The sequence below is a fragment of the Rhodococcus sp. CX genome (assembly GCF_015865005.1).
Taxonomy (GTDB): Bacteria; Actinomycetota; Actinomycetes; order Mycobacteriales; family Mycobacteriaceae; genus Rhodococcus.
Genome location: NZ_JADZGH010000003.1, coordinates 1 through 1,018 on the forward strand (window position 1 = coordinate 1; position 1,018 = coordinate 1,018).

At 66.2% G+C, this 1,018-nt stretch carries 1 protein-coding gene; it reads right to left on the reverse strand.

The window, feature by feature from the left end; translation table 11 throughout:
* Positions 1 to 55: 55 nt before the first annotated feature.
* The coding region (locus tag I0Q12_RS00030; RefSeq protein ID WP_197250005.1) for an IS256-like element IS1164 family transposase at positions 56 to 1,018 on the reverse strand (963 nt) is incomplete at its 5' end.

Below are 1,018 nucleotides of genomic sequence, written 5' to 3' on the forward strand. Positions count from 1 at the left end.
GGTCAAGTCCCGTGAGGTGGTGTACGACGTCGTCGCGTGATTCCTCGTGGGTGGCTCAGGCAGTCAAGGCCGGTGTCACCTCCTCGGTCTCCTCGGTGACACTGTCGGCGGGCTTGTCGGTGCGGGAGCGAGCCAGCACGTCGAGGCCGAGGTAGCGGCGGCCTTCGATCCACTCATCGTGCTGTTCGGCCAGCACCGCCCCGACCAGTCGGATCAGCGCAGTCCGGTCCGGGAAGATCCCCACCACGTCGGTCCGGCGGCGGATCTCCTTGTTGAGGCGCTCCTGCGGATTGTTGCTCCAGATCTGTTTCCAGATCTGCTTCGGGAACGCGGTGAACGCCAACAGATCCGACCGTGCAGCGTCGAGGTGATCGGCCACCTTCGGCAACTTCTCGGTGAGCGCATCGATGATCCGATCATATTGTGCGTGAACGGAATCCGCGTCGGGCTGGTCGTACACGGAGTGCAGCAGTGTCTTCACCCAGGGCCACGACGACTTCGGGGTCACCGCCATCAGGTTCGTCGAGTAGTGGGTACGGCACCGCTGCCAGGAGGCACCGGGCAGAGTCGCGCCGATTGCCGCGACGAGGCCGGCGTGGGCATCGGAGGTCACCAGTTTCACCCCGGTCAGCCCGCGGGCGACCAACCCACGGAAGAAGGTCAGCCAGCCGGCGCCGTCCTCGGCGGAGGTGACGTCCAGCCCCAGGATCTCGCGGTAGCCGTCGGCGTTGACCCCGACCGCGACCAGGGCGTGCACGTTCACCACCCGTCCGTTCTCGCGGACCTTGAGGACCAGGGCGTCGGCGGCGACGAACGTGTACGGGCCCGCATCGAGGGGTCGGTTCCGGAAGGCCTCGACCTGGGTGTCGAGGTCTTTCGCCATCACTGAGACCTGCGACTTCGACAGCGAGGTGATCCCGAGGGTATCGACGAGTTTCTCCATCCGCCGGGTCGAGACCCCGAGTAGATAGCAGGTCGCAACAACCGAGGTCAGGGCACGTTCGGCCCGCTTGCGCCG